General features: G+C 71.3%; 18 protein-coding genes. 8 read left to right on the top strand and 10 right to left on the bottom strand.

Annotated features, from left to right (window positions below):
* The first annotated feature begins 86 nt into the window (after positions 1–86).
* Positions 87–911 carry a DUF6445 family protein gene (locus AC1D29_RS07875; protein ID WP_477895880.1) on the top strand — a complete coding sequence of 275 codons (825 nt, stop codon included), beginning with the start codon at positions 87–89 and terminating at the stop codon, positions 909–911.
* A gap of 59 nt (positions 912–970) precedes the next feature.
* On the opposite strand, the gene AC1D29_RS07870 is transcribed toward AC1D29_RS07875, so the two are convergent.
* The 3 genes from AC1D29_RS07870 to AC1D29_RS07860 form a co-directional block, all read right to left on the bottom strand.
* Entirely contained in the window at positions 971–1,771 is an 801-nt protein-coding gene (locus tag AC1D29_RS07870; RefSeq protein WP_477895878.1) for a hypothetical protein, read from the bottom strand.
* A gap of 97 nt (positions 1,772–1,868) precedes the next feature.
* Positions 1,869–2,528 carry a response regulator gene (locus AC1D29_RS07865; protein ID WP_477895876.1) on the bottom strand — a complete coding sequence of 220 codons (660 nt, stop codon included), beginning with the start codon at positions 2,526–2,528 and terminating at the stop codon, positions 1,869–1,871.
* Complete coding sequence (locus AC1D29_RS07860) at positions 2,525–3,655, bottom strand: PAS domain-containing sensor histidine kinase (protein WP_477895874.1); 1,131 nt, start codon at positions 3,653–3,655, stop codon at positions 2,525–2,527. Before AC1D29_RS07860 ends, AC1D29_RS07865 begins: the two co-directional genes overlap by 4 nt.
* A 59-nt stretch (positions 3,656–3,714) precedes the next feature.
* Here AC1D29_RS07860 and AC1D29_RS07855 point away from each other — a divergent pair, with 59 nt between their 5' ends.
* From AC1D29_RS07855 to AC1D29_RS07840, 4 genes are all read left to right on the top strand, one after another.
* Positions 3,715–5,142 carry an amidohydrolase family protein gene (locus AC1D29_RS07855; protein WP_477895872.1) on the top strand — a complete coding sequence of 476 codons (1,428 nt, stop codon included), beginning with the start codon at positions 3,715–3,717 and terminating at the stop codon, positions 5,140–5,142.
* Positions 5,143–5,250: 108 nt separating this feature from the next.
* Complete coding sequence (locus tag AC1D29_RS07850; protein ID WP_477895870.1) at positions 5,251–5,943, top strand: hypothetical protein; 693 nt, start codon at positions 5,251–5,253, stop codon at positions 5,941–5,943.
* A gap of 126 nt (positions 5,944–6,069) precedes the next feature.
* Positions 6,070–6,201, top strand: a complete 132-nt coding sequence (locus AC1D29_RS07845; protein WP_477895868.1) for a hypothetical protein — start codon at positions 6,070–6,072, stop codon at positions 6,199–6,201.
* Positions 6,202–6,299: 98 nt separating this feature from the next.
* A complete protein-coding gene (locus AC1D29_RS07840) occupies positions 6,300–7,160 on the top strand; it encodes a sensor histidine kinase (RefSeq protein ID WP_477895866.1) in 861 nt (286 codons plus the stop codon).
* On the opposite strand, the gene AC1D29_RS07835 is transcribed toward AC1D29_RS07840, so the two are convergent.
* On the bottom strand, positions 7,150–7,962 hold the full coding sequence (locus tag AC1D29_RS07835) for a DUF429 domain-containing protein (protein WP_477895864.1): 813 nt from the start codon (positions 7,960–7,962) through the stop codon (positions 7,150–7,152). The two genes, AC1D29_RS07840 and AC1D29_RS07835, sit on opposite strands and share 11 nt — an antisense overlap.
* Before the next feature lie 38 nt (positions 7,963–8,000).
* Here AC1D29_RS07835 and AC1D29_RS07830 point away from each other — a divergent pair, with 38 nt between their 5' ends.
* The 3 genes from AC1D29_RS07830 (at position 8,001) to AC1D29_RS07820 (ending at position 12,008) form a co-directional block, all read left to right on the top strand.
* Positions 8,001–9,704, top strand: a complete 1,704-nt coding sequence (locus AC1D29_RS07830; RefSeq protein ID WP_477895862.1) for a GGDEF domain-containing protein — start codon at positions 8,001–8,003, stop codon at positions 9,702–9,704.
* Between the two features lie 82 nt (positions 9,705–9,786).
* Positions 9,787–10,977 (top strand): MFS transporter, encoded by a 1,191-nt coding sequence (locus AC1D29_RS07825; protein ID WP_477895860.1) that lies wholly within the window; start codon positions 9,787–9,789, stop codon positions 10,975–10,977.
* Positions 10,974–12,008, top strand: a complete 1,035-nt coding sequence (locus AC1D29_RS07820; RefSeq protein ID WP_477895858.1) for an asparaginase — start codon at positions 10,974–10,976, stop codon at positions 12,006–12,008. The genes AC1D29_RS07825 and AC1D29_RS07820 overlap by 4 nt, the downstream gene beginning before the upstream one ends.
* On the opposite strand, the gene AC1D29_RS07815 is transcribed toward AC1D29_RS07820, so the two are convergent.
* The 6 genes from AC1D29_RS07815 to hutC form a co-directional block, all read right to left on the bottom strand.
* Positions 11,995–13,548, bottom strand: coding sequence for a methyl-accepting chemotaxis protein (locus tag AC1D29_RS07815; protein WP_477895856.1), 1,554 nt, complete (start codon positions 13,546–13,548; stop codon positions 11,995–11,997). The two genes, AC1D29_RS07820 and AC1D29_RS07815, sit on opposite strands and share 14 nt — an antisense overlap.
* A 60-nt stretch (positions 13,549–13,608) precedes the next feature.
* Complete coding sequence (gene hutF / locus AC1D29_RS07810; protein WP_477895854.1) at positions 13,609–14,994, bottom strand: formimidoylglutamate deiminase; 1,386 nt, start codon at positions 14,992–14,994, stop codon at positions 13,609–13,611.
* Positions 14,982–15,782, bottom strand: coding sequence for an N-formylglutamate deformylase (gene hutG, locus AC1D29_RS07805; protein WP_477895852.1), 801 nt, complete (start codon positions 15,780–15,782; stop codon positions 14,982–14,984). Before hutG ends, hutF begins: the two co-directional genes overlap by 13 nt.
* Positions 15,779–16,966 (bottom strand): imidazolonepropionase, encoded by a 1,188-nt coding sequence (gene hutI, locus AC1D29_RS07800; RefSeq protein ID WP_477895850.1) that lies wholly within the window; start codon positions 16,964–16,966, stop codon positions 15,779–15,781. The genes hutG and hutI overlap by 4 nt, the downstream gene beginning before the upstream one ends.
* 7 nt (positions 16,967–16,973) lie before the next feature.
* Positions 16,974–17,522, bottom strand: a complete 549-nt coding sequence (locus AC1D29_RS07795) for a HutD/Ves family protein (RefSeq protein WP_477895848.1) — start codon at positions 17,520–17,522, stop codon at positions 16,974–16,976.
* Between the two features lie 70 nt (positions 17,523–17,592).
* Positions 17,593–18,312 carry a histidine utilization repressor gene (hutC, locus tag AC1D29_RS07790; RefSeq protein ID WP_477895846.1) on the bottom strand — a complete coding sequence of 240 codons (720 nt, stop codon included), beginning with the start codon at positions 18,310–18,312 and terminating at the stop codon, positions 17,593–17,595.
* Between the last annotated feature and the right edge of the window lie 38 nt (positions 18,313–18,350).

The raw sequence follows: 18,350 nt of genomic DNA, 5'->3' as shown, positions 1-18,350 counted from the left end.
AGCGGACGCATTTGAGAAACATTTCCAGGTCATGATTCCCGCAACGGCGACGTTAGGCGTCGTCGACCACCGGCCTTGACCTGAACATGCTGCAACCGCCCGACGCTTTCCAGCAAGATGATCTGCGCATCGTTGCCGAGCGTGGCGCACCGGGGATGGCACCGCAGTCCAATATGGGACGCGCGGCCGCGGCACCGTCCTTGCAGATCAACCGCGCAGCGCGTCTTGAAACGGTGGCACTGGACGGCGGCGCCAGGGTCTTCGTCATCGACGATTTCGTACGGGACCCCGAGGCGCTCGTGGCGCTGGCGCGCGCGATGGCGGGCCAGTTCAAGGCTGTCCCGGGCCATCCTTATCCCGGGCCCCAGCTGAGCGTGCCCGATGGCGTATCCGGCGAACTGCGCAACTTCTTCGAGCAGCAAATGCGCGCGCGCCTGGGCGCCAGGGCCTTTCTCGGCATGTATGCCCGCTTCAGCCGTGTCATTCAGGATGTGATGACGCTGGACGCCCGCCAGCGTGTCTGCCATCGGGACGATGCGGGCCTGCCGGCCGGCGAGATGGTTGCCGCATTCGTTCACTATCTGTTCCGGGACGCAGCGCTGGGCGGCACGGTGTTCTTTCGCTCATCGATGTCCCTTGCCGACACGGCTCAGTTCTGGCGCGACGCCAACACGCTGGACCCCGCCGTCTTCGGTGACAAATACGACATCCCGCAGGGCTACATGACCGAGAGCAACCGCTTCTTCGAGGTCATCGGCCGCGTGCCGGCAAAGTGGAACCGTGCCATCTTCTATGACGGCGGCATCTTCCATTCTGGCGATGTCGGCCGCGCGCCGCTGGCGGCCTACCGCGAGGACTCGGGCCGGCTGACCATCAACGCCTTCTTCAGGTGCCTTCGCCACGTTGCCTGAAGATTGACCAGCCTGAAGCCGCCGTTGGCGAAGGCAACAGTCATCCCGGCGGCGCTGGGTCAGGCAGCGACGGCGGTCGCTCGCGCGATCTGCACCTGCACTTCGCCGACTCCGGCAAACACATGCCGCGACTGCTGACCGATGCGGATGTCGTGCACGCCGGTGATCATGCCGGTCGAGATGACGTCGCCGGCGCGCAGGATCTGGCCCTGCTGCGCGCGCTTGTTCAGCGTGAAGGCCAGCGCGCCCAGCGGCCCGGGCTTGATGGCAACCTTGCCGGTGCCCACCGGCTGGCCATCGATGAAGGTCTCGACGTCGATGGTTTCCAGCTCGCGCCAGTTGGCGATCTCGGCGCCGACGACGACGCCCCAGTTGTTGCCGAAGTCGGAGATGACGGCGCCGGGGCCGATGTCGTTCAACGTCGCGAGCGGGCTGCTGGCGACTTCGACGCCGATGTGCATGGACTTGACGAGCGGCAGCACGGTCTCGGCCGTCCAGTCGCTCTTGCCCGCCGGCGAATCCGCCGCGACGACGATGACGACTTCCGCCTCGACGGCCGCGAAGCCGCCTTCGAACACGGGGCAGGTCGCCGTGCCGCCCGGCTCGACGTGGTGCACATTGGGGGCGAACGCGGGGCCGATCAGCCGCTCCTCGGGGAACTGCGTGGCGAAGGCCGGGTTCACGCGGGCAACCTTCCAGCCCTTGACCGCATCGGGCCAGCGCGCGATCGCGGCGGCCTGGATCGCGTAGGCCTCGGCCAGCGTCGCGGGCGGCGTGCCCGGATAGCCGTCAATGGCGCGGCCGGTGGCACGAGCGGTGGTGAAGGCTAGGGCGATTTGCTGGGTTTGATCGACGCTCATCTCTGTTCTTCCTCTGCGCCAGCCGGCGCCATGGTGCATGCGGGCGGCAATGTACCGCGCGGGGATCAGCGGCGGTTCTGCATCTGTGCAAGTGCAGCTATCCCGCGGCGCCCGCCTGCGCCGTGCGCACCGCGAACAGCGCCAGTTCCACGTCGTTGCGCACGCCGATCTTCTCCAGCACCCGCGCGCGATAGGTGGACACCGTGTTGGGCGACAGCACCAGCTGCTCGGCGATCTCGCCCACGCTGCGACCGGCAGCCAGCAGTTGGAAGACCTGATGCTCCCGGTGCGACAGCCGCTCGTGCAGCGGCTGCTCATCATCCGCTCGCCGGCCACTGCCCGCGCCCACCGCACCGGCCAGCTGCTCGGCCACGCTGGGCGTGATGAAGAGTTTGCCGCGCGCCACGCTGCGCACGGCGTCGATCATCTGCTCGCTGTCCGCGCTCTTGTTCAGGTAGCCGGCCGCGCCGAGCTTGAGGCTGCGCACGGCGTACTGGCGGTCGGGGTAGGTGGACAGCATCAGCACCGGCAGCCTGGGGAACTCGGACTTCAGCGCCTTCAGGATGTCCAGCCCGTCGCGCTGCGGCATGGCGATGTCCAGCAGCACGACGTCGACCTCGCCAGCCCTCACCTGCTGGATCGCGTCCGGCCCGTTCGCCGCCTCACCGACCACGCGCAGGTCCTCGGCCTCGGCCAGCACCTGCTTGATGCCCTGGCGGACGATCAGGTGGTCGTCGCAGATGAGGACGCGAATCATGTCTGCTCTAGCGGCATCACCAGTCGCACCGTCGTGCCTCGACCAGGAACGCTTTCAATGCCCAGCCGCCCACCGAAGTGCCCCGCCCGCTCGCGCATGCCCAACACGCCGTAGCTGCGGGCGTCGTTCAGCGCCTCGGGCGCGGCACCCACGCCGTCGTCGCGCACCTGCAGGTACAGCACCGGCGCCGGCGGCGCGTCCACGTCGATGCGGATGGCCACCTTGCGCGCCTTGGCGTGCCGGGCGATGTTGGACAACACCTCCTGGAAGATGCGGAACACCGCGATGGGCAGCCCGCCCTCCGGCGGCGCCACGTCGGCCGCCACGTGCATCTTGAAATCGACCGCGCGCTCGTCGCTGCCGGCCAGCTGGAACTCCTGCGCCTGCCATTCCAGCGCGGCCCACAGGCCCTGGTGGTCGAGGATGCTGGGGCGCAGGTCCGTCATGATGCGGCCGACCGCGTCCACCGCCGTGTCCACCAGCCCGCCCATGCGCTGGCACTTGCCCACCATGGCCTCGCGCTGCGCGGCGTCGCCCACGCGGCGGGCCAGCCAGTCCAGGTCCATCTTCAGCGCCACCAGCAGCGAGCCCAGTTCGTCGTGGATCTCGCGGGCGATGCGCTTGCGCTCGGTCTCGCGCACGGCCTCCAGGTGGTGGGACAGCTCGCGCAGCTGCGCGGTGCGCTCGGCCACGCGCCGCTCCAGCTCGTCATGGCTGGCCCGCTGCACCTCCTGCGCGCGCTTGCGCACCGTGATGTCGACGAAGGTGGCCACCGCGCCCTGCACGACGCCGTCCTGCAGCATCGGGTAGCTGGAGTACTCGGCCGGGAAGGCGCTGCCGTCGGCGCGCCAGATCACCTCGTCGTCGATGCGGCAGGGCTCGCCGCGGCGGAAGGCGTTGAAGATCGGGCAGTCGCACTCCGGGTAGTGCCGGCCGTCCGCGTGCGAGTGGTGGATGAGCTGGTGCATGTTGCGGCCAAGCACCTCTTCGGTGCGCCAGCCCAGCATGTCGCAGGCGGCGCGATTCACGAAGGTGCACGCGCCGGCCATGTCGACGCCGAAGATGCCTTCACCCGTGCTTTCCAGCAGCAACGCCAGGCGGCGGGCGGGGTCGGCGGCGGCTTGCATGCCCGGTCCGGGTGCAAGCGCCGTGCCACCGCGGTGCCGACGCCGTGCGAGGATGAAGCATGCACCGACACACGCTGCCCATCGCCGCTCTCGCCACTCTCGCGCTGACGGCCTCGCTGGCCCGCGCCCAGCCCGGCAACGACACCGAGCGCTACACCCTCTTCCACGCTCCCGTCACGCTGCTGCGCAACGCCCAGCTGTTCGACGGCACGGGCCGCGCGCCGCGCGAGCACATGAGCGTGCTGATCCGCGACGGCCGCATCGCCGACGTCAAGCCCGACGCCGAGCTGAAGGCCCCCGCCGGCGCGCTGGTCAAGGATCTGGCCGGCGGCGCGCTGATGCCCGGCTTCGTGCTGCTGCACGAGCACCTGTTCTACCCAACCGAGCGCGGCAGCTACGGCGCCTTCTTCCAGAGCTTCCCGCTGCTCTACCTGGCCGGCGGCGTGACGACGATGCGCACGGCCGGCAGCATGAGCCCCTATGCCGACCTGAACACCTGGAAGGACATCAAGGCCGGCACCGCGCCGGGGCCGGACATGGACGTGACGGCACCCTTCCTGAACGGCATCCAGGCCTTCGTCGCCCAGGTGCCGCGCCTGCAGAACGCGGAAGACGCCGTGCGCCAGGTCGGCTACTGGGCCGACGTCGGCGCCACCTCGTACAAAGGCTACATGCACCTGACGCGCGAGCAGCTGGGCGCCATCGTCACAGCTGCGCACGACCGCCAGGCCAAGGTCACGGCCCACCTGTGCGGCGTGACCTATGCCGAGGCCGCCGCGCTGGGCATCGATAACCTGGAGCACGGCTTCTTCGCGTCCAGCGACTTCGTCGACGGCAAGCAGCCCGACGCCTGCCCGGCGGGCGACGCGGTGCCACGCTCGCTGGACGCGCTGGCGCTGGACGACCCGCGCATGGCGGCGCTGCAGCGCCAGCTCATCGAGCGCAAGGTGGCGCTCACGTCCACGCTGACCATCTTCGAGACCTTCTCCCACGGCCGCCCCATGGCCCCGGCTGCGGCGTTGGACCTGCTGATGCCGCAGCTGCGCGAGCAGTACGTGATGCGCTACACGGCCATCCAGCGCGGCGGGCCCAACGCCTACGGCCGCGTGCTGCCCAAGGACATGGCCTGGGAGAAGCAGTTCCATGACGCCGGTGGCCTGCTGGTCGCCGGCACCGACCCGACGGGCTACGGCGGCGTCATCCCGGGGTGGTCGTCGCTGCGCCAGTTCGAGCTGCTGCGCGAGGCCGGCTTCGACCCGGCCGCGACCGTCAAGGTCATGACCGCCAACGGCGCGACCTACCTGGGCCGCACCGCCGACATCGGCCGCATCGCGACCGGCCTGCGCGCCGACCTGGTCGCCTTCGAGGCGCCGCTGGACGCGGCCAAGCCTGCGTTGCCCAACGTCGCCTGGACGATGAAGGCCGGGCGGGCCTGGGACCGGTCCAAGATCCTGAATTCCTGGAAGGGCCAGGTCGGCCTGCGCTGAGGCCCCCAGCCCGCGCGGGTTTCGCCCGCATAGTTCACACAAGCCCGCCGCTGCCATGTCAAGACCCGCGGGGTCTCGTCCGAAGATGCTTCAAAGGAAGTATCTGCCGTGCTGCGTCGCCTGTTCACCCTCCTCGCCCTGCTGTCCGGCGCGTTGTCGCAGACGGCTCACGCCACCGACCTGACGCCGCTGGAAACGCGCTGGCTGCAAGGCATCTGGCCCGTTGTCAGCCATGCGCGCCAGGCCCTGGCGCTGCCGCTGGACCTGGTTGTGCAGCCGCAAGACACGCCCGGCGCCGCGCCGATGGCGCTGGGCTTCGTCGACGGCCGCTGCAAGCTGGTGCTGTCCATGCGCGGCAATCCGCAGGTGCGGCGCCAGCTGGACACCATAGACCCCGCGCTGCTCGGCGTCACGCTGGAGCTGATGGCCGCCCATGAGCTGGGCCATTGCCGCCGATACCTCGACGGCGCCTGGTACGACGTTCCGGCCGGTTTCGTCGCCGCGCAAGCGCCGGCCGGGCTGGCGCCCGACCTGCAGCGGGCCTGGCTGGAAATGCGCTCGACCCGTCGCGAGGAGGGCTTTGGCGACCTCGTGGGCCTGGCCTGGACGCGTGAACGCCATCCCGAGCTGTACGCGAAGCTGCACGCCTGGCTCGTGACCGAGCGCTCCACCGAGCTGATCCCGGGCAGCCACCACGACACGCTGGAATGGCTCACGCTCGCCAGAGAGGCTGCGGCGCTGGACGGCCCGACGATGTTCGAGGCCGCCGGCAAGCTCTGGATGCGCGGGCTCAAGGACTGAACCGCTGCGATCAAGCGCCGTCATCCGTGCGTTGCCGCACGGATGACGGCGGGCCGACGGTCTACAAGCGTGCAGCGCATCTGGCAGGTGCTTGCTCGCTCTGTGGTCCAGTCAACGAAAGCCCCCATGTCCAAAGGTCAACACGGCAACAAGGAAGCGAAGAAGCCCAAGAAGGCGCCGGTGCCCGTAGCCCCGGTCGCGCCCGAGGCGACCGTGCGCACGGCCGCCACCGTGTCGGTCGCTCCGCGCAGGAAGTAGCGCGGCTGCGGCGGCACACCCCCGGCGTGTGCGACAACGCACCGACGCCCGCAGCTGCTTCGATGACGCTCGCCGCATCGACGCTTCAGGTTGCCGCCATGTCCCCGCAGTACACCCCCTTCGAGACGATGGTGCCCGCCACGTCGGCGCCGCTGCTGCTCACACCGATGCCCGCCGCCTTCGGCCGCTGCGACGCCACACGAGGGGGCTTGACTGGGGAAACCGCACCCGGCGGGCACGACGCTGGCGAACCGGCCTGCGCGCTGTGGCGCCAGGCCGTCCATGACCTGCGCGGCAAGCTGGGCGTGGTCAGCAACGTCACGGCCCTGCTGCAGACCAGTTCCGGCCACGCGCGCCGCTCCGAGCTGATGGCCGTGCTGGACCGCAACGTGGCCGGCCTGGGCGAGCTGCTGAACGGCCTGGCCGACCTGGCCCGCCTGGATGCGCAGCAGGAACGCCCGGCCATCTGCGGCCTCAACGTCGCGGTCGCGCTCGGCCAGAGCTGCGACAACCTGCGCGTGCTGGCCCGTTCGCGCGGCCTCACGCTCGAGTTCAAGGGCCCCGCCAGCCTGGCGGCGGAGGGCGATCCGCTGCTGCTGTCGCGCATCGCCCAGAACCTCGTGCTCAACGCGCTGCAGTACACGCGGGCCGGCGGCGTCGTGCTGACCTGCGGCCCCTGTGACGCGGCCGAGGCCGGGCATTGGTACTTCGAGGTCGGCGACGCCGGCCCTGCCGCGCCGGGCGGGCCGCCGCCGGCCACCGCGAGCTCGGGTGAAGGCATAGGCCTGTCCATCGTCAGGCGGCTCTGCAGCCTGCTGGGCGGCGCGATGGCGATGCAACCCTGCGCTACCGCCGGCCGCACCACCCGCGTCACGCTGCCGCTGCGCTACGTCAGCACGCTCCAGGTCGCGAGCCCGCTACCGGCCTCGGGGCTGGCCAGCGTGGCGATCACGCACTGACGATCCAGCCCTCCAGCGCGTCCACGCCCTGCGGCCAGCCATAGCCCGGTTGTGCCGCCGCCCAGCCGGCCTGCAGCAGCGCCAGCACGGCATCCAGGCTGTCGCCGCTCGCGTCGGCCACCAGCTCATCGCGCTGGGCGTGGCTCAACTTGAGCCGCAGGCCCAGCCGCGTGCGGCCCTGCTCCAGCGCGTCGACGACGTCCTTGCGCGCGATCAGCCGCTCGGGCGTCTGCGCGGCCTTGGTGTCGCTCTTGTAGGAGCGCCGGCCAATCAGCTCGCGCGCCAGCAGCCCGGGGTAGGCCTCCAGCGCAACACGCCCCGGGTCGCCGGCCAGCAGCCCCGGCAGATGAACGCCCGCCGCGATCAGCCGCGGCACGCCGGCATGCAGCATCCAGGCCACCGGCGGGTTGACCCATTTCATGCTCGGGCTCGCGCCAGCCGGGCCGTCACAGGCCCGGTGGGCAAACTTGGCGCCGGCCGGCCGCGCATCGCAGAAGGCCGCGAAGCGGTCACGGATCTCCACCCGGCTCAGCCCGGCGTAGTGGGCCATCAGCGCGGCGTAGTCGGTGGGCCAGCCCAGCTGTTCGACCAGCTCGCGCGGCAGGCCGAAAGGCAGGTCGAAACCGGCCACCCAAGGCCCCGGCCGGGCCAGCCAGACGGAAAAAGCCTCCAGGCTGTCCAGCGCTGTCAACCCGGTCAGGCGGACGACGGCGCCGTGCCGCCGCCCTTCGGCGACGCAAATGGGCTTGCTGCGGCGGGGCGCACTCGTGAAGTCGATCCCGAAAATGGCGGCGTCATGCATGGCCGGCATTCTGGGGGTAGGCAAAATCAGCCGCTTCGATGTCAGCCCTGCTCGATCTCCCCACTCTGCCCGCCGACGACAACGGTTTCGACCCCGAGGCCTTTGATCGGGCGGTCATCGCGCAGCGTCTGCGCGCGGCAGCCGGGGACTACCAGGCCTCCAGCGACACGCTGGAGCACCTGCTGCTCAATTGCCCGTTCACGCAGTTGCGCCGGCGTGCCGAAACGCTGGCCTTGCTGGCCCACCAATACCCGCGCCTGGGCCGGCTGACGGCGAGCGCGCGCTGCGCCACCGAGGCCCTGGGGCTGGCCGAGCGCCTGGGCGACGACGCGCTGCTGGCCGACGCACTGACCACCCAGGCCTATGTCTACGGCCAGCTGCTGATGGGCCGCGAGGCGCTGGAGACCGGCATGCGGGCGCTGGCCGCCGCGCGCCGTGCCGGCCACGCGGTGCGCGAGGCCTGGGCGCTGAACCGCGTGGCCATTGCCTACTCCAGCCTGGAAAACCCGGTGCAGGCCTGCGCCTCGGCCGAACAGGCGCTGGAGATCGCGTTGCGCACCGACGCGCCCGAGGTGCTGTTTTCCTGCCAGAACAACCTGGCCTATTTCTGGCTACGCCGCGCCGAGGAGGCCCAGGCGCTGGGCGATGCCACCGCGCTGGCCGAGGCCGTCACGCACGCGCGCCGCACGGCCCAGCAGGCCACCGACCTGGCGCGCCGCTCGGGCAGCCCCTTCCAGGTCGCGGTGGCCGTGTCCAACCTCGTCAACGCGGAGCTGGCCGGCGGCCAGCTGGACACCGCGCTGCCGCTGCTCAACGAGTTCGGTCACCTCGCGCACGACCATGGCTACCGCACGCTGGCCGTCGAGGCCGACGCCCAGCGCGCGATCTTCCTGCGCCTGAAGGGCGAACCCGTGCAGGCCGCGCGCATCCTGGAGGCGCTGCTCAGCGCGGCCGTGGAGCCGCCGCCCAAGCTGCGCCGCCTGCTGATCCGCGCGCTGTACGAGACGCACAAAGCCTGCGGCCAGTACCGCGAGGCGCTGGGCTGGCTGGAGGAACTCGGCGGCCTGGACCGCCAGATCCGCCGCGACAACCTGGTGCTGCAGACCGAGGTCATCCTGATCCGCGACCAGGTCGAGCAGGCCCAGGCGCGCGCCGACAGCGCCGTGGCCGACGCCCGCCGCGAGCGCGCCCGCGCGACTCATCTGGAGAACGAACAGCAGCGCCTGCGCGAGCATGCGATGGCGCTGGACCGGGCCGCGCACGAGGACGTGCTGACCGGCCTGCACAACCGGCGGCACGCCGAGTTCGCGCTGCCGCTGCTGGTGCAGGGCGCACAGATGGGCGGCCAGGTCATCAGCGTGGCGGCGCTGGACGTGGATCATTTCAAGAAGATCAACGACACCCACGGCCACGCGGTGGGCGACGCCGTGCTGCAGCAGCTCGCCCAGCTGCTGCGCCACCGCCTGCGCAGCGCCGACCTGATGGCCCGCATCGGCGGCGAGGAGTTCATGGCCGTGCTGGTGGGCATCGCGCCGCAGCAGGCGGCCGAGATCTGCGAGCGCCTGCGCCTGGCCGTGGTCGAGCACGACTGGGCCGCCATCACGCCCGGCCTGCTGGTGCGCATCAGCGTCGGCATCGCCGGCGGCCTGCCGCCGCTGCAGGCCGACAGCTTGCTCGCCCGCGCCGACCACGCGCTCTACGCCGCCAAGCGCACCGGCCGCAACCGCGTCCACGTGGACTGACGCCCATCTTGAAGCGCGGCTTCAAGCTGCTGGCATGCCCGGCCAGCTTATCGGGCCATCGCCAAGCCCGTATGGTGCGGGCATGTCTGCTCCCCCAACCGTTCCCCCCGTCAACGCCACCCATGCCTTGCTGGCCCTGGGCGTCGGTGGCTTTGCCATCGGCACCGGCGAATTCGTCATCATGGGCCTGCTGCCCGAAGTCGCCAGCGACGTCGGCATCAGCGTGCACGCCGCCGGCGGCCTGATCAGCGCCTACGCACTGGGCGTGGCCGTTGGCGCGCCGCTGCTGGCCGTGCTCACCGCCGGCTGGGCGCGCCGTGCGCTGCTGATGGCGCTGATGGTGTTCTATGCCGCCGCCAACTTCGCGACCGCGATCGCGCCCGGCGCCTTTGCCGTCGGGCTGACGCGGCTGGCCTGTGGCCTGCCGCATGGCACCTATTTCGGCGTCGCGGCGCTGGTGGCGGCCGCGCTGTCGCCGCCCGGCCAGCGCGCGCGTGCCGTGGGCCTGGTCATGATGGGACTGGCCACGGCCACGCTGGCCGGCGTGCCGCTGGCGGCCTGGCTGGGCCAGCAGTTCGGCTGGCGCGCCGCCTTCGTCTTCGTCGGCGCCATCGCGCTGCTGGCGGCCGTGCTGATCCGCCGGGCGCTGCCGGCCCTGCCCGCCGCCGCCGGTGCCAGCCCGCTGCGCGAGCTGGGCGCGCTGGCACGTCCGCAAGTCTGGCTGACGCTGGGCGTGGCCGGCATCGGCTTTGGCGGCATGTTCTGCGTGTTCAGCTACATCAAGCCCACGCTGGTCGAGGTCAGCGGGCTGCCGCTCGCGCTGGTGCCGCCGGCGCTGGCGCTGTTCGGCCTGGGCTGCATCGCCGGCAACCTGTTCGGCGCCCGCCTGGCCGACCGCGCGCTGCTGCCCACCATTGCCGGCACGCTGCTGTACTCGGCGCTGCTGCTGGCGAGCTTTGGCACATTGGCCCAGCAGGTGCCGACGGCGCTGCTCGCCGTGTTCGGCCTGGGCTGCGTCGTGGCCCTGGGCCCGGCGCTGCAGATCCGGCTGATGGACGTGGCCGGCGACGCGCAGACGCTGGCCGCGGCGCTCAACCACTCGGCCTTCAACGTCGCCAACGCACTGGGCGCGGCGCTGGGTGGCGCGGCCATCGCGGCGGGCTGGGGCTGGGCGTCGCTGGGCTGGGTGGGGGCGGCGCTGTCCGTGGGCGGGCTGGTCGTGTTCGCCGCGTCGCTGGGCCTGCAGTTCTACCGGCCTAGACTGGCGGCATGAACCCCGTCCTCATCGAAGTGCTGCGCGGCAGCGCCGTCGAATCGCGCCACGCCGGCGCACTGGCCATCGTCGACGCCGCGGGCGCCGTGCACACGGCGCTGGGCGACATCGACCGCCCCATCTTCCCGCGCTCGGCCGTCAAGCTGCTGCAGGCGCTGCCGCTAGTGGCCAGCGGCGCGGCCGAGGCCTTTGGCCTGAGTGACGCCGAACTGGCGCTGGCCTGCGCCTCGCACAGCGGCGAGCCCGAGCATGTGGCCACCGCCGCGGGCGTGCTGACCAAGCTGGGGCTGGACGCCGGCGCACTGGAATGCGGCACGCAATGGCCCAGCCGCGAACCCGTGCTGCGCGGCATGCTGGCGCGCGGCGAGGTGGCCGGCCCGCTGCACAACAACTGCTCGGGCAAGCACAGCGGCTTTGTCTGCGTGGCCTGCCTGATGGCGCGCGATGCCGGCGCCGAGCCCGCCGAGTTCGTGCGCGGCTATGTGGCGGCCGAGCACCCGGTCATGCGCGAGGTGTCCGCCGCGCTGTCGGCCGCGAGCGGCGTGGACGTCGAGCAGGCCCCGCGCGGCATCGACGGCTGCTCGATCCCGACCTTCGCGCTGCCACTGCGCTCGCTCGCGCTGGCCTTCGCCCGCTGCGGCACGGGCCAGGGGCTGTCTGACGGCCACGCCCGCGCGGCACGCCGGCTGCGCCAGGCTGTGGCCGCGGCGCCCTTCATGGTGGGCGGCACGGACCGCTTCGACACACGCGTCATGCAGGCCTACGGCGAGCGGCTGTTCTGCAAGATCGGCGCCGAGGGCGTCTACTGCGCGGCGCTGCCGGCGCTGGGCCTGGGCGTGGCGCTGAAGATCGACGACGGTGCCATGCGCGCCGCCGAGGCCGCGATGGCCGCCGTTGCGCAGGCGCTGCTGCAGACCGAGGACGCGGTGCTGCGTGGCTACAGCCACCTGGAGCTGCGCAACTGGCGCGGCATCGACGTCGGCGCGCTGCGGCCCGCCGATGCCTTGAACCGCGCGCTCAGCTCAGCCTGAAGATCGACACCGAGCGCGCCAGCTCGTCGGCCTGCTGCTGCAGGCTGACCGCGGCCGCGGCGGATTCCTCCACCAGCGCGGCGTTCTGCTGCGTCATCTGGTCCAGGCCCGCGATGGCCTGGCCGATCTGGCCGATGCCCGTGCTCTGCTCGCCGGTGGCATGGCTGATCTCGGAGACGATGGCGCTGACCCGTGCAATCGACTCGATGATTTCCTTCATCGTGCCGCCGGCCTGGGACACCAGGGCCGCGCCACTGTCGACGTTCTCGCCGCTGCGCGTGATCAGCGCCTTGATCTCCTTGGCGGCCTCGGCCGAGCGCTGCGCCAGCGTGCGCACCTCGCTGGCGACGACGGCGAAGCCACGCCCCTGCTCGCCCGCGCGCGCGGCCTCCACGGCTGCATTGAGCGCCAGGATGTTGGTCTGGAAGGCGATGCCGTCGATGACCGAGATGATGTCGGCGATCTTGGCCGACGACGCACTGATGCGCCCCATGGTCTGCACGACCTCGTCCACCACCGCGCCGCCGCGGCGCGCCACCTCGGCGGCGTCGCCGGCCAGCTGGTTGGCCTGGCGGGCTGACTCGGCGTTGTGCGTGACGCTGGCGGTCAGCTCCTCCATCGCCGAGGCCGTCTCCTGCAGGTTGGACGCGGCCTGCTCGGTGCGGTTGCTCAGGTCCTGGCTGCCGACGGCCACCTCGCGCGACGCATTGGCGATGCTGTCCGTGCTGAGGCGCACGCCGGAGACGACCTTGGCCAGCGAGTCCTGCATGCCCTGCACGCCGCGCATGACGGCCGCCGTCTCGTCACGGCCATCCACGCGCACCGGCTGGCTGAGGTCCTGGCCAGCGATGCGCTCAGCCGTCTTCACCGCATAGGCCAGCGGCGCGAGGATGGAGCGGATGTTGACCACCGTGTAGCCCGCCAGCAGCAGCACCGCGGCGATGACGACCAGCGTCAGGTTCAGGCGGATGTCCTTCTCGTGCTCGTCCAGCAGCGCGACCTGCCGGGCCGAGTGCTGGTCGACCTTCTCGGTCATCTCGGCCAGCGACTTGTCCAACGCCCGCACCGGGCCCTTGACCGGTTCCATCGCCTGGTTGGCGGTGGCCGTGTCGGCGAACTCGCCCTTGGCGACCCGCTCCAGGATGCCACTGAAGCCGCCGCGGTAGTCCTGCAGCGCCTTCAGCAGCTCCGCCGGCATGCGCTTCACGTCGTCCGGGATGTCGAGCTTGCCGATCTTGTCCAGGCTGATCGAGACCTTGTCGAAGGTCTCGTTCCAATCCTTGCGATAGCGCTCTACGGCCTTGGCGTCGGCCAGGTTGATCAGCAGGTCTTTTTCATAGCGGCGCAGGTTGCCGACGCCGGCGCGTATGCCGGCCAGCTGCGTCAAGGTCTCGACGTCGTTGTCCACGTAGTGGACAAACTCCGCCTTGGACTGGGACAGGCTGCGCAGGCCCTGCAGGCCGACGACGAGCATGGCCACCACCGCGAGGGCGGCGAGCGCAAGAAGCCGCGCCCTGATCGTGAAATCGCTGAGCTTCATCGCCATCCCCCTCCGGGTTGATGGCGGGAGACTAGTCCTTTGCAGGGGCCTCGCCAAGCCTCAGCCTTGCAGGTCCCCGTCCGGCTGCCACAGCTCGCGCATGGCCGCCTCGAAGGCGTCGCCCACGCGCTGCGGCGCCCGCCAGGGCCGCGCGCGGCCGGCCACCCAGACCGATTGCCAGGGCGAACCGTTGCTGCCGAAGACGACGGCGTCCAGCAGCGCCTCGTCGGGCAGGCCGCGCAGCGCGTCGGCGTCGCGGTTCAGCACCAGCGCGTCGGCACGGGCGCCGGGCGTCAGGCCCCAGGCCGCAAAGCCGGCCGCACGGGCGCCGCCCGCCACGGCCGCGTCGAACAGCCGCGCCGCGCTGGACGGCTGGCTGCCCGGTGCAGAGGCGATGTTGCGCTGGCGCAAGGCCAGGCGCTGGCCGTACTCCAGCCAGCGCAGCTCCTCCACCCAGCCGCGCGTGACCTGGCTGTCCGAGCCCACCGTCAGCGGCACGCCGTTGGACAGCCAGCGCGGCAGGTCGGCCAGGCCGTCGCCGAGGTTGGCCTCGGTGCCCGGGCAGATGACGATGCCCGCGCCGCTGAGCGCCACGGCCTCGATCTCGGCGGGCTCGGCATGGGTGGCGTGCACCAGCTGCCAGCGCGGGTCCAGATGACCCGCGTCGGCCAGCCACTGCAGCGGGCGCTTGGCCGTGGCGGCCAGGCAGTCGGCCACCTCGGCGGTCTGCTCGGCGATGTGGATGTGGATGGGCAGGTCGGCCGCGCCGACGAGTTCGCGCAGCCGCAGGATGTCGGCCGGCGCCGCGCCGCGCAGCGAGTGCAAGGCCACGCCGGCGTTCACGCGCGGCAGGCCGGCGGCCATCACGCGCTGGCAGGCCCGCCAGGCCCAGTCGGCATCGGCGGCGAAGCGGTGCTGGTCAGGCCGCAGGCCGGCGGCGTCGAAGCCGCTGCGCGTGTAGACCACGGGCAGCAGCGTCAGGCCGATGCCCACGTCCTCGGCGGCCGCGGCCAGCGCCCAGGCCATGTCCAGCTCGTCGTCGAAGGCCTGGCCCTCGGCCGCATGGTGCAGGTAGTGAAACTCGCAGACCTGCGTGTAGCCGCCGCGCAGCATCTCGCCGTACAGCTGGCTGGCCACCGCGCGCAGCTGCTGCGGCGAGATGCGCAGCGCCAGCGAGTACATGCGGTCGCGCCAGCTCCAGAAGTCGTCCTGGCCGGCCTCGCGCCGCTCGGCCAGGCCCACGAAGGCGCGCTGGAACGCATGGCTGTGCGCGTTGACGAGGCTGGGGATGACCGGCCCGGCCAGCTTCTCGGCGTCGGGCGGCGCGGGCAGGTTGACGGCGATATCGGACCAGTGGCCGCTGGCGTCCACGGTCAGCAGCACGTCGCGCTGCCAGCGGCCATCGATCCAGGCCAGGGGCGCGTGCAGTTTTTTCAGGGCCGCCATGCCAGCATCTCTTTCAACATCTGTTCGATCAGCGGCGCCACCTGCGCGGCGCCGGCTTCGTCATAGGCAGACCGCGGGTCCAGCGCCTCGTCCATGTAGCAGCGCTGGCACATCTCCAGCTGCACGGCGTGCACGCCGCCTTGCGGCTGGCCGTAGTGGCGCGTGATGTAGCCGCCCTTGAAGCGGCCGTTGATGACCTGGCTGAACCGCTGCTGGCCGGCCAGCAGCGCGCCCAGCCGCTCGGTGATGATCGGCGCGCAGGACGCGCCGTCCGCCGTGCCGAGGTTCAGCGCCGGCAGCTCGCCCTCGAACAGCCAGGGCAGTTCGGAGCGGATGCTGTGGCCGTCGAACAGCAGCGCGTGGCCGTGCAGCTCGCGCAGCCGCGCCAGCTCGGCCGCCAGTGCCTGGTGATACGGCTGCCAATAGGCCTCGCGTCGCGCGGCGATGCCGGCCGCGTCGGGTTCGGCACCGTCGACGTACAGCGGGTCGTCGGTGAAGAAGCGCGTGGGCACCAGGCCGGTGCCGCCGGCAGCGCCCGGATACAGCGGCTGGTCGTCGGGCGGCCGGTTCAGGTCGACGACGTAGCGGCTGTAGCGCGGCACGATGAGGCTGGCGCCGAGCTGCTCGGCCAGCGGCCGGTACAGGCGTTCCAGATGCCAGTCGCTGTCCTCGCTGATCAGCGCGCGCGGCACCAGGCGTTCGGCGATCTCCGGCGGGATCTCGGTGCCGACATGCGGCAGGCTGATCAGCAGCGGCGCCTGGCCCTGCTGAAGACGATAGACGCTCATGCTTCTCCCTGAAACACCCGCTTTGTCAGCGGGTTATGCCCAAAGCATGCTGCCAGCTCGCGCGGGTGGGCGCTATCCCAGATGCAGAAGTCCGCCCGCTGGCCGGCCACGAGCTGGCCGCGGTCCGCCAGGCCCAGCGCGCGGGCGCCGTTGACGGTCAGGCCGCGCAGCGCTTCCTCGGGCGTCAACCGGAACAGCACGCAGGCCATGTTCAGCATCAGCAGCGGCGACAGCGTGGGCGAGCTGCCGGGGTTGTGGTCGGTGGCGATGGCGATGGGCACGCCGGCCTCGCGCAGCGCGGCAATGGGCGGCAGCATGGTTTCGCGCAGCGCATAGAAGGCGCCGGGCAGCAGCACGGCCACCGTGCCGGCCTGGGCCATGGCCTGCACGCCGGCGGGGCTGAGGAACTCGAGGTGGTCGCAGGACAGCGCCTGGTGACTGGCCGCGAGCTGGGCACCGCCCTGGTCGCTCAACTGCTCGGCATGCAGCTTGACGGGCAGGCCCAGCCGCCGGGCGGCGTCGAACACTCGGGCGACCTGGGCCGGGCTGAAGGCGATGTGCTCGCAGAAGGCGTCCACCGCATCGACGAGGCCCGCCTCGACCAGGTCCGGCAGCCACAGGCAGACGGCGGCGATGTAATCGTCGGCATCGGCGAACTCGGGCGGCAGTGCATGAGCACCGAGATAGGTCGTGCGCACGGTCAGGCCCAGGCCGGTCAGCTGGCGTGCGACGCGCAACATGCGCGCCTCGGTCGCGGCGTCCAGGCCGTAACCCGACTTGACCTCCAGCGTCGTCACGCCCTCAAGCATCAGCGCCTGGGCGCGTTTGGTCGCGCTGGCCAGCAGCTCGGCCTCGCTGGCGGCGCGCGTCGCGGCCACCGTGGAGCGGATGCCGCCGCCGGCCTTGGCGATGTCGGCGTAGCTGGCGCCATGCAGGCGCTGCTCGAACTCATGGGCGCGGCTGCCGCCATAGACCAGGTGGGTGTGGCAGTCGACCAGGCCGGGCGTGACGAGGGCGCCATCCAGCGCCACGACCTCCGCGCCAGCGGCTTGCGGCGGCAGCTCCGCCACCGGCCCGACCCAGCGCAACAGGCCGTCGTCCACCAGCAGCGCGCCATCCTCGATGAGCCCCCAGCCGCTGTCGCCGGCCAGCGTGGCCAGAAGGCCCCCGCGCCAGAGCTTCATGCGCCCCTCACTCGCCGCTCCAGGTCAGCCACCAGGCATGGCTGCTGGTCGCGTCGGGTCCCGTGAACACGCAGCTCTGCGCGGCCGGCGTCTCGCACCAGGCCAGCGTCAGCGGCGCCAGCGGCATCGCGCGGTGGCCATGCTCCAACAGGCCGCCCTCGACGGTGAACAGCGCCACCCAGGGCGTGCGCGGCAGCAGCACATGGCTGGCCGGCTCGACCTCCAGGTTGCCGCGCCGTTCCATCACGTTGAAGACCTCGGTCTCGCCCTTGATCAGCTCCGCGTCGGGCGCCAGGCCGCCATCGAAGCGCAGCGGCTCGTCGCCCAGGCTCTGCGGCCAGTCGAACAGGCGCAGCCCCGCGCCGCCGACCACGGCCAGCCAGCGGTGCACGCCGGGGAAGGCCGAGAACGGCCCGTCGCGCTCGACGCGCGCGACGCTGATGCGCAGCGCCCAGTCATGCGCATGCGGCCAGGCGAGCAACTCGCGCGTCATGCCGCCCTTGTTCTTCCAGGCCTGCGGATCCACGTCTGCCGCGCTGACCTTGCTCCAACTCATGTTCTCAACCTCGCACTAGGCCCCGCTCTGCGGGCAACTGCGCATTCTCCGCAGCTCAGGGCTGCGGTGGTCATGCCGAGAAGCTCCCTTGCAATTGGTAACGTACCCCGGGGTGGGTCAGTTTCACGCTGGTTACGGCCACGCCGCGGCTGTAGGTGATGCGCTTGACAACCAGGCAAGGGTCGCGCCGGTTGATGCCCAGCAGCTTGGCCTCGACCTCGCCGGGCAGCGCCGCCTCGATCATGTAGCGCGCCTCGGACAGCGGCGCCACGTCCAGCAGGTAATGCGTCGGCGTGATGCGCGTGAAATCCTGTGAAAGATAGTCCGGCGCGCAGGCCGGGTTGACGGCCCGTTCCTCGCACTGGATGACGACGCCGTTCTCCAGATGCGTGATCAGGCTCAGGTAGACCGGCGCGCCGCGTTTGAGGCCCAGCTCGGCGGCCTGCTGCGGCGTGGCTTTGCCCCGGGTCAGCGCATGCACGCGCGCCTCGTGGCTGCCGCCGCGCTCGGCGATCTCCTCGTGCACGTCGCGCACGTTCAGCGTCGACGAGATGCGATGCAGCTGCGCGACGAAGCTGCCCACGCCTTGCACGCGCTCGATCAGCCCCTCCTGCACCAGCTCGCGCAGCGCACGGTTCACCGTCATGCGGCTGACCTCGAACTGCCCCACCAGCGCGCCTTCGCTGGGCAGCAGGTCACCCACCACCCAGTGGCCGCTGGAGATGCCTTCACGCAGATGGTTCTTGACCTTGAGGTACTGGGGTTCGGGGCTGACGGCGGCTCGGGACATGCGGCCATCCTAGTTGACTTGACTTGTATAGACAACTA

The sequence above is a fragment of the Roseateles sp. P1_C6 genome, assembly GCF_056406315.1.
Note: the sequence above shows the minus strand (reverse complement) of the source record. Positions and strands in the feature narration are given on the sequence as shown.

Bases quoted from the DNA above. Each gene is read 5' to 3' on its own strand.
- hutI (WP_477895850.1), bottom strand. From the start codon at position 16,966: ATGAAGCTCTGGCGCGGGGGCCTTCTGGCCACGCTGGCCGGCGACAGC.
- AC1D29_RS07855 (WP_477895872.1), top strand. From the start codon at position 3,715: ATGCACCGACACACGCTGCCCATCGCCGCTCTCGCCACTCTCGCGCTG.
- AC1D29_RS07840 (WP_477895866.1), top strand. From the start codon at position 6,300: ATGTCCCCGCAGTACACCCCCTTCGAGACGATGGTGCCCGCCACGTCG.
- AC1D29_RS07830 (WP_477895862.1), top strand. From the start codon at position 8,001: ATGTCAGCCCTGCTCGATCTCCCCACTCTGCCCGCCGACGACAACGGT.
- AC1D29_RS07875 (WP_477895880.1), top strand. From the start codon at position 87: ATGCTGCAACCGCCCGACGCTTTCCAGCAAGATGATCTGCGCATCGTT.
- AC1D29_RS07845 (WP_477895868.1), top strand. From the start codon at position 6,070: ATGTCCAAAGGTCAACACGGCAACAAGGAAGCGAAGAAGCCCAAGAAG.
- AC1D29_RS07825 (WP_477895860.1), top strand. From the start codon at position 9,787: ATGTCTGCTCCCCCAACCGTTCCCCCCGTCAACGCCACCCATGCCTTG.
- AC1D29_RS07870 (WP_477895878.1), bottom strand. From the start codon at position 1,771: ATGAGCGTCGATCAAACCCAGCAAATCGCCCTAGCCTTCACCACCGCT.
- hutG (WP_477895852.1), bottom strand. From the start codon at position 15,782: ATGAGCGTCTATCGTCTTCAGCAGGGCCAGGCGCCGCTGCTGATCAGC.
- hutC (WP_477895846.1), bottom strand. From the start codon at position 18,312: ATGTCCCGAGCCGCCGTCAGCCCCGAACCCCAGTACCTCAAGGTCAAG.
- AC1D29_RS07795 (WP_477895848.1), bottom strand. From the start codon at position 17,522: ATGAGTTGGAGCAAGGTCAGCGCGGCAGACGTGGATCCGCAGGCCTGG.
- hutF (WP_477895854.1), bottom strand. From the start codon at position 14,994: ATGGCGGCCCTGAAAAAACTGCACGCGCCCCTGGCCTGGATCGATGGC.
- AC1D29_RS07820 (WP_477895858.1), top strand. From the start codon at position 10,974: ATGAACCCCGTCCTCATCGAAGTGCTGCGCGGCAGCGCCGTCGAATCG.
- AC1D29_RS07865 (WP_477895876.1), bottom strand. From the start codon at position 2,528: ATGATTCGCGTCCTCATCTGCGACGACCACCTGATCGTCCGCCAGGGC.
- AC1D29_RS07860 (WP_477895874.1), bottom strand. From the start codon at position 3,655: ATGCAAGCCGCCGCCGACCCCGCCCGCCGCCTGGCGTTGCTGCTGGAA.
- AC1D29_RS07835 (WP_477895864.1), bottom strand. From the start codon at position 7,962: ATGCATGACGCCGCCATTTTCGGGATCGACTTCACGAGTGCGCCCCGC.
- AC1D29_RS07815 (WP_477895856.1), bottom strand. From the start codon at position 13,548: ATGAAGCTCAGCGATTTCACGATCAGGGCGCGGCTTCTTGCGCTCGCC.